Source organism: Salipaludibacillus aurantiacus (assembly GCF_900111295.1).
Lineage (GTDB): Bacteria > Bacillota > Bacilli > Bacillales > Salisediminibacteriaceae > Salipaludibacillus > Salipaludibacillus aurantiacus.
This window is the reverse complement of sequence record NZ_FOGT01000035.1, coordinates 1-2,806: the sequence shown is the minus strand read 5'-3', so window position 1 is coordinate 2,806 and position 2,806 is coordinate 1. Positions and strand designations below refer to the sequence as shown.

At 41.6% G+C, this 2,806-nt stretch carries 3 protein-coding genes; all 3 read right to left on the bottom strand.

What is annotated here, in order from left to right; genetic code table 11:
- Window positions 1-139: 139 nt before the first annotated feature.
- Genes BMW59_RS21200 through istA form a run of 3 tightly spaced genes read right to left on the bottom strand, consistent with a single transcriptional unit; the run spans window position 140 to window position 2,666 of the window.
- A complete protein-coding gene (locus BMW59_RS21200) occupies window positions 140-343 on the bottom strand; it encodes a hypothetical protein (RefSeq protein WP_093056310.1) in 204 nt (67 codons plus the stop codon).
- Complete coding sequence (gene istB / locus BMW59_RS21195; RefSeq protein ID WP_093056308.1) at window positions 340-1,092, bottom strand: IS21-like element helper ATPase IstB; 753 nt, start codon at window positions 1,090-1,092, stop codon at window positions 340-342. Before istB ends, BMW59_RS21200 begins: the two co-directional genes overlap by 4 nt.
- Entirely contained in the window at window positions 1,089-2,666 is a 1,578-nt protein-coding gene (istA, locus tag BMW59_RS21190; RefSeq protein ID WP_281244295.1) for an IS21 family transposase, read from the bottom strand. The genes istB and istA overlap by 4 nt, the downstream gene beginning before the upstream one ends.
- Between the last annotated feature and the right edge of the window lie 140 nt (window positions 2,667-2,806).

The window sequence follows — 2,806 nt, the reverse complement described above, 5'->3', positions numbered from 1 at the left end:
TGAGTATTGCATTAGGAAAGAGCCAGTTATGCGGACTTTTAAGCCACCAATTGCGGACAATAGAGCCACTCAGTGCGGAACTAAGAGCCAAGATACATAAAACAGCCATCGAAATTAGGTTTTTCGATGGCTGTGTGAGTCATTTAATGCTTTTTCCCTCTAATCGAGCTTCAAGTATTGAAACAGCTAGTCTTACAAGTTCATCTTGATCTAAATCTTCTTCTTCATCAGCTTCTAAACAAAGGGGTAAAAGTAGTGCTACGAGATGCTCCATGACCTCTTCAGGGAGAAAGTGGTGAAAGAAATACTTGGCAATACGGTTCTCTACTTCAATAGGAATCATGAAGAGCCCACCAATCCATGGCGTTCACGCATTGAAATCTCTCCATCAACCATTATGTGATATGAATCATGAATGATACGATCAAGAATGGCATCAGCTACTTGTGCTTGGCCTAATTTAGCGTGCCATCCTTCTGGAGAAAACTGCGAACAGAATATAGTAGAGGCTCTTTTGAGCCTTGATTCTATAATTTCCAACACAAGCATGACGTGATCTTCAGGAAGTTCAGTTAATAACCATTCATCCAGTATGAGTACATCTACTTTTCGGTATTTTTGAATTAACTTCCGAAAGCTCCCGTCTGCCTCGAACTTTGCCACAGTTAGCTCATCTAATAGTTCAGGAAGCCGAATATACTTAACATTGTAAAACTGACGACACGCTTGAACACCAAAGGCATTTGCGATCCATGTTTTCCCGTTCCCTGACGCACCCATTAGGATAATGTTATGATGTCGTTGAATATAGTTTCCAGTTGCGAGTTCTAAGATGAGTTGCTTGTTCAGTTTGCGATCCGGATGATATTCAATATCTTCAACGGCAGCTGTCGGCTCATTGAACATTGCTTGCTTAATCAGACGTTCTAACTTATTCGAACGTCTACGGTCGTACTCATGATCGACTAAAAGTTGAAAGCGATCATCAAAATCCATTGCTTGATATTCACGGTTTTGGCCCTGTTGTTGATAAATATCTGCCATGCCACCCATTTTCATTTCAGTTAGTTTTCGTAAAGTTTCCTGATTCATTTAGAGCGCTCCTTCCCAAAATAAGCTGCACCACGTACAAATCCATAATCATTAGCCATATTTTTTGGTTTTCCGCCAGATGATTCCGGCGGAATCCTTTTAGTCTGTCTGTCTAGAATACTCTTAAGGACTGAAAGAGTTGGATTACTTGATATGGTTAATAAAGTGTCTGCCGATTTCTCTAGCGTAATCGGATCATACTTTTCCGCTATATTTCTAAGAACGCTCAAAATGGATAATGCTTTTTTCTCTGCGTTTTGTTCAAGCATTAAATCAACGAACTTCTCCGTAGAAGGTCCAATGGTTTTAGCCCAAGCTCGGTTATTTTCAGGATTGTGATCTAAATATAAACGGTGATGATCTGGCATATGTTCTACAGAAGTCGAATACTGGCCAATGTCACCTTTTAATCGTTTATGAGATGCAATCCGTACATCTTTGAAGTAAAATTCAAGTAGATCGGGTGTTAAGCGAATTTCAACCTGCTCCCGGATGTACTCATAAGGAACGGAATAATACATGCGATCAACCTGGATGTGGTAGTTCGGTTGAACTTTCGCTGTTTTCCATTCCGTTAACTTGTAACGTGTGCGTGGAAGAGGGCGAAGGTAAGGCTTCTCCTCTTCTTCAAACACTTCTTTCCGAGATCCTGGACGCTTTTGAAAGGCAGTAGTGTTGATCTCTTCAAGCTTATGTGAAATGTGATGATTCAGATCTTCCAAATGAAAAAAGGGATAATGGCGTAAAGCAGCGATAATCTGTCTGGAAATATATCCAACCGTTCCTTCAACACTTGCTTTGTCCTTCGGTTTTCGCACACGACTGGGCACAACTACAGTATGATAATAATCAGCTAGCTCTCTATATGCTTCTTGCAGAATTGGTTCACCTCGTAGAGGTTTGGTGACCCCAGTTTTTAGATTATCGGGTACCATCGTCTCAGGTACGCCTCCAAAATACTCCAAGGCGTGAATGTGGGCAGTAAGCCAATTCTGCGATTTCATGTCTATAAATGCTTCCACATAGCTGTACTGACTGTAAGGCAGTGTAGCTATAAACACGTAGGCTGGTATCTTTTCTCCGGTTGCCCTGTCTTGAATGGAAAGTGTTGAACCTGCCCAGTCAACTTCCATAATTTCACCAGGCTTTCGACGTACTGGCATTGTCGTCTTATATTTCTTTGCGTAATTACCGTACTTTTCCGTAAACGTGCGGTAAGCATAAGGGATCTTCTTTCCCTCTCGTGCTTCGGTGGCATATTCAAGATGCAATAATTTCAGTGTAACGTTTTTCTTTTGAAGTTCTTTGTGTACCCTCTCCCAGTCCACGGGATAATACCCTTTCTCAATTGCTTGTTTCTCAGGAAACAAAAAATCATTTAGCCAGGCGTCCGTCATAACATCGTCTAAGGATTGAATCCCCCTGGCTTTTGCCGCTTGTACTACACTAGCTACCGTATTCCTAGAATGGCCAGTACCGGCACTAATCGTACGCTGACTCATCCCCTCAAAGTGAAGATCTAGAATCTTCCTACAATTAACCACATAAAAAACCTCCCTATTAAAAATTGTCATGCGGTAACGCATGCTTCTCAATTATACAGGGAGGTATTTATATAGCAGAGTGGCTCACCACTCCGCACATGGTGGCTTTTTCATCCGCATTAGGTGGCTCAAAAGTATGCACTAGTGGCTCATTCTGTCTGCAATATTCA

Bases quoted from the DNA above. Each gene is read 5' to 3' on its own strand.
- BMW59_RS21200 (WP_093056310.1), bottom strand. From the start codon at position 343: ATGATTCCTATTGAAGTAGAGAACCGTATTGCCAAGTATTTCTTTCAC.
- istB (WP_093056308.1), bottom strand. From the start codon at position 1,092: ATGAATCAGGAAACTTTACGAAAACTAACTGAAATGAAAATGGGTGGC.
- istA (WP_281244295.1), bottom strand. From the start codon at position 2,666: ATGACAATTTTTAATAGGGAGGTTTTTTATGTGGTTAATTGTAGGAAG.